The sequence below is a fragment of the Robiginitalea sp. genome (assembly GCF_049588695.1).
Taxonomy (GTDB): Bacteria; Bacteroidota; Bacteroidia; order Flavobacteriales; family Flavobacteriaceae; genus Robiginitalea.
The window spans coordinates 1-4,912 of the sequence record NZ_JBAVZJ010000453.1 but is presented as its reverse complement, the minus strand read 5'-3'; the positions used below and the strand labels follow the sequence as shown (position 1 = coordinate 4,912).

Here is a 4,912-nt window from a genome sequence, read left to right as displayed (position 1 = left end):
AGTGCTTCAGGGGTTTGTAGTTCCACGGCCTCAATCCATTCCCCTCTGTGATTTTTGAAGGCAATAAGGTCTTCATCTCCGTACCCTTCCGGATAGCGATCCAAAAGCAGGCCTGCCATTTCGGAGGTCAGTTTCTTGTAGTCAATAATGATTCTTTTCATGGTTTTGCCGGTTGGTGGTCATTGATATATACAAGCTAAATATTTATGTGGCCGCCGGCTGAAAAGAGTTGTCTAAGATGAAATTTTTGTAGGTGAAATAGCTATTCTTTGTAGTAATCAAAGCTGGCATTGAGCAGTTCCGGGGTCACTGTCTGGTCTGTCCGGGCTTTCCCAATGGCGTCCAACAGGGCGAAAAGGACTTGCCCATGGGTATTCTTTTTATCGTAACGCAGCAGGCTCAGTATGCTAGCCCGGTCTTCCGCAGTTATGGGTACACGGGGGAAAAATCGTAAGAAAACAGCTTTTATCTCATCGCATTCAGCCTCTGTCATCCGGCACTGGCTTACAGAAATAAAAGCTTCCATAATCATACCGGCAGCAATGGCTTCCCCGTGCAAGAGGGGTTCGCGAGATTCCTGAGTCAAAAAATGGGATTCGATGGCATGGCCGAGGGTGTGACCGAAATTCAAGATTTTGCGCAGCCCCTTTTCATTCGGATCCGTCCGAACGACTCCTTCTTTGAGTTGCACGCTGCGGGGGATAAGCCTTTCCAGGTGGTCCAGTGTGTTCAAGGTGCTCAGTTCCCTCCAATAATCCTTATCCAGTATCAATCCGTGCTTGAGCATCTCGGCAAAACCACTTGTGATCTGCCGGTTGTCCAGCGTCCGCAAATACCCTGGGTCAATCAAGACCATTTCCGGATTTTTGATTAGGCCAATCTGGTTTTTCAGGGGTCCCAGGTCGACGCCGGTTTTTCCTCCAACCGATGCATCTACCATGGAGAGCAGGGTAGTAGGGATATTGACAAAAGCAATACCTCTTTGGTAGGCGGAAGCGACAAATCCGCCCAGGTCTGTGACAACGCCCCCGCCCAGGTTGATCAACAGGCTCTTGCGATCGGCCCCAAGCTCTGAGAGTTGTTCCCAAAGCTTCAGACAGGTATGGAGGGTTTTAAAAGTCTCGCCAGCAGGAAATTCCAACACCTCCCGGGGGGATACCTGGGATACATATTCCTCAAAGCGCGGGAGACAAGAGGTTCTCGTATTGGAATCCGTCAGCACGATAACCTTTGAAAACTGGGATTCAGAAATCAGTTGGTTCAAAGCAGGATAGGCTTCGGAACCGAACAGGATTTCATGTGAATCACTATTTAACACATCCATAATTTGATCTTAGGCAGCTCAAAATAACCTAAAATTTTCATATAATATTTTCTTTCGGACAGACTATATTTGTGAGGTACAGAATTCTCTATAATGACCGAGCGCATTTTCGAAAACACCAGGACTGCTTTTGCTCTGAAAACGGATGCTGAATTAGATCGTGCCTATTTCCTTTTCAAATTGATTTCCGTGGAGCCCCTCGTGAAGATCGGAACCAGCCTGACCAATTTTGCGATCAAGGCTAAACTGCCGGTGGAAGGAATAATCCGTACTACAGTTTTCGATCATTTTTGCGGGGGAGTTAGTGAATCCGATTGTATGCCGGTGGTCGAGAGTATGTGGGGTGCAGGTGTGAGTACGATCCTGGATTATTCGGTTGAAGGAAAGGACTCAGAGGATCCCCTGGATGACGCCCTGGCCAAGACCCTCGAGATCATCGATTTTGTTAAGGAATACAAGGCAATTCCTTTTGCCGTATTTAAACCCTCGGGCTATGGTCGTTTTTCTCTTTTTGTAAAAAAAGGAAGCGGTGAGCGCCTGACCCAGGCCGAATCCGCAGAATGGGAACGGGTGGTGCAACGGTTTGAAAAGACATGTCAAAAGGCATATGACCTCGACGTGCCACTGCTTATCGACGCTGAAGAAAGCTGGATGCAGGATGCTGCTGATCAGCTGGTTGAACAGATGATGCAAAGCTTTAACCAAAAGCGACCTATCGTCTTCAATACCCTGCAGATGTATCGGGCAGATCGTCTGGATTACCTTAAAAAGCTGCATCAAAGAGCACAGGCCGCGGGCTATAGGCCAGGCGTAAAGCTCGTGCGTGGGGCCTATCTGGAAAAGGAAAATGAGCGGGCGGAAGAAATGGGATATCCCTCCCCGATATGTACTTCCAAACAGGAGACCGATATTAATTTTGACGCGGCTGTTTCGTATTGCCTGGACCATCATACCGAGATTTCCCTCTACGCCGGGACGCACAATGAGCAGAGCTCCTATAAACTGATGCAGGCTATGGAGGAAAGACAAATTAGCAGGGATGATCCCCGGATCTGGTTCGGACAACTCTATGGGATGAGTGATCACATCAGTTTTAACCTCGGCCAGGCCGGGTATAATGTATCTAAATACCTCCCGTTCGGTCCGGTAAGGGATGTGATGCCGTACCTCATTCGCAGGGCCGAGGAAAATACGTCCGTAGCCGGGCAAACCAACCGGGAGCTTGAGTTACTTAAAAAAGAACGGGAAAGGCGAAAATTATAGATTTCTGCAGATCATTCCAGATCGTAATCCTTTAGGAGGGTATACTCCTGGCAATTCTCGAGGGTAATGCTCACTTCACCTTCTATGGTTTCATAATCAATTCGATATATTTTACATGGTGAAGCCTTTGTATTACTGGCCTTGAAATCAACAGAACCCTCTTGCAGTAATTCCTGAATCAAAAGGGTGTCGATAGGAGTGGACAGAGCAGGATCTGTACGCATGGGCTTGGATCTGAGTTCTTTCAATACCCTGCAATTGGGAAGGTAACAGAATTCTGTTCCGGTCTCATCTGTTTTCTTCCTCAGAAAAAAGGCGAGGAAAATGAGGCCAATTGACAAACCGAGCAGAAAATACCCCAGTCTTTTTAAAAAAGGCATGCGCTAAAATATAAGAAAGTTGATATCGCTGAAGTTCATTCCAAACCATTCTCCAACGGTTCGGTTGGTCAGGATTCCGTGGTACATATACAATCCGTTCCTTAAGCCTTTGTCGAATCGAAGGGAATTTTCAAGCCCTCCGTCGTCCCCAAGTTGCATTAGATAAGGCGTAAACATGTTACTGATAGAGATGGAAGAGGTTTTTGGGTACCGGGCCGGGATATTCGGCACCGCGTAGTGAATGACCCCATGGCGCTCATACGTGGGTTTGTCATGGGTAGTTACTTCGCTGGTTTCAAAGCAGCCTCCCATGTCGATACTGATATCGATAACAACCGCCCCTTTTTTCATTTGTTCCACCATGGTTTGTGAGACCAGAACAGGTGCCCGATCTTTACCTCTTACCGCTGCGATAGCTACATCACAGCGCTTCAGGGATTTTAGAAGATTTTTGGGTTGGAGCGTGGAGGTATATAGCGTCTGGTTGAGATTTCGTTGAATGTTGCGCAATTTGGTCAGGGAGTTATCGAAAATCTTTACGTTGGCTCCGAGCCCCAGGGCTGAGCGGGCCGCGAATTCTCCTACGGTCCCTGCACCGATGATTACAACTTCCACGGGTGGTACCCCACTAATATTGCCAAACATTAAACCATTTCCTTCCTTGGCAGCCATAAGCTCTGCAGCGATAAGGACTGAGGAAGTTCCGGCAATTTCACTCAGGGCCCGTACCGCCGGATATTTTCCTTCTTCATCCCGAATGTATTCAAAGGCGATCGCGGTAATTCTTTTCTTCGCGAGCTTTTCAAAAAATGCTTTGTGTTGCATTTTAATCTGAAGGGCTGAAATGAGAATGCTCTGTGGATTGATCATTTCTATTTCGGCCAGGGTAGGCGGTTCCACTTTGAGAATAATAGGGCATCCGAATACCTTCTTTGTGTCCCGGGTAATGGTTGCTCCCGCATTGGTATACTGCAGATCGGTAAAACTGGCATCTGCTCCTGCGCCTGCTTCTATCATGACTTTATGCCCTTGAGCTGTAAGGGCATTAACCCCGTCCGGGGTCAAACAAATTCGGCGTTCCTGTAACTGACTTTCCCTGGGAATGCCAATAAAGAGTTCGCCTTTCTGTTTAAGAACCTCTAGTTTTTCTTCCTGGGGAAGTAACTGTTGTTTGCTGAAAGGGGAGGAGGGTTGATTCATGGAAGCCGGGTCGTCTGCTGGCACACTGTCCTATACACTCAAATGTACAACAAATTCCATAAAGGACCGGGCAAATACCTTGGGTTGAAACCTCCAAAAATATCAGAGGCTGAGCAAGCTTTTCATGGCCGTCTGCATCTGTTTAAAGATTTCGTTCAGGGTCCGTCGTGCAGACCGGTTGGATAAGTCTTCTTTTACCACCTCCGGGGAAACCTCAGAGACCGTTATTCCGGCTTTATCCAATTCCGCCTTCTCTTTGTTTTTATAATAGTCCAGTTCGGCTGCCATAGCCTCCATATCAATACCATGAACATATTTGTCAAAGAGTTTCAGCCGCAGAAAATAGACAAAGGGAATCAGGATCATACAAACCGGTAGAATCCACAAAACGTTTTCAACATCGACAACGGGGTCATAGAGATAAAGTACTTCAAAGATTTGGAAGGCATACATACACAGGGGTATCAATAGAATATGATACCACCAGTGTTTACAGGTGAGAAACCAAAGGGTCAACAGGTAGAGGGGAATAAATTTACCTAATAAGAACCAGACATAGGTGGATACATTATGAAATCCACCATTGCCTAATTTGAAACCCAGAATGGAAACCGTTGCCTCGGGGTCCTCAGGGAAATACTCGTGAATCTTAAACAGGAAAGGGGAAATCAAAATAAGGATTACAGCAAGGGACTCCAGGGTAAACCTTTTTTTGGTCAGTTGTTTCTGCTTTTCCATATTGTAG

At 46.7% G+C, this 4,912-nt stretch carries 5 protein-coding genes; 1 reads left to right on the top strand and 4 read right to left on the bottom strand.

Annotation, left to right across the window (positions count from 1 at the left end):
* Positions 1-262: 262 nt before the first annotated feature.
* Positions 263-1,324 (bottom strand): 3-dehydroquinate synthase, encoded by a 1,062-nt coding sequence (gene aroB, locus WBV75_RS10670; RefSeq protein ID WP_424120593.1) that lies wholly within the window; start codon positions 1,322-1,324, stop codon positions 263-265.
* 93 nt (positions 1,325-1,417) lie between these two features.
* On the opposite strand from aroB, the gene WBV75_RS10665 reads away from it, so the two are divergent.
* Entirely contained in the window at positions 1,418-2,587 is a 1,170-nt protein-coding gene (locus WBV75_RS10665) for a proline dehydrogenase family protein (protein WP_424120592.1), read from the top strand.
* An 11-nt stretch (positions 2,588-2,598) separates the two neighbouring features.
* Here the strand turns inward: WBV75_RS10665 and WBV75_RS10660 are convergent, their stop codons facing one another.
* The 3 genes from WBV75_RS10660 to WBV75_RS10650 all read right to left on the bottom strand — a co-directional run.
* A complete protein-coding gene (locus WBV75_RS10660; RefSeq protein WP_424120591.1) occupies positions 2,599-2,967 on the bottom strand; it encodes a DUF4258 domain-containing protein in 369 nt (122 codons plus the stop codon).
* Between the two features lie 3 nt (positions 2,968-2,970).
* Positions 2,971-4,167 (bottom strand): alanine dehydrogenase, encoded by a 1,197-nt coding sequence (locus WBV75_RS10655; RefSeq protein ID WP_424120594.1) that lies wholly within the window; start codon positions 4,165-4,167, stop codon positions 2,971-2,973.
* A gap of 102 nt (positions 4,168-4,269) precedes the next feature.
* Positions 4,270-4,912: hypothetical protein (locus WBV75_RS10650; RefSeq protein ID WP_424120590.1), on the bottom strand; the 643-nt coding region annotated here is incomplete at its 5' end.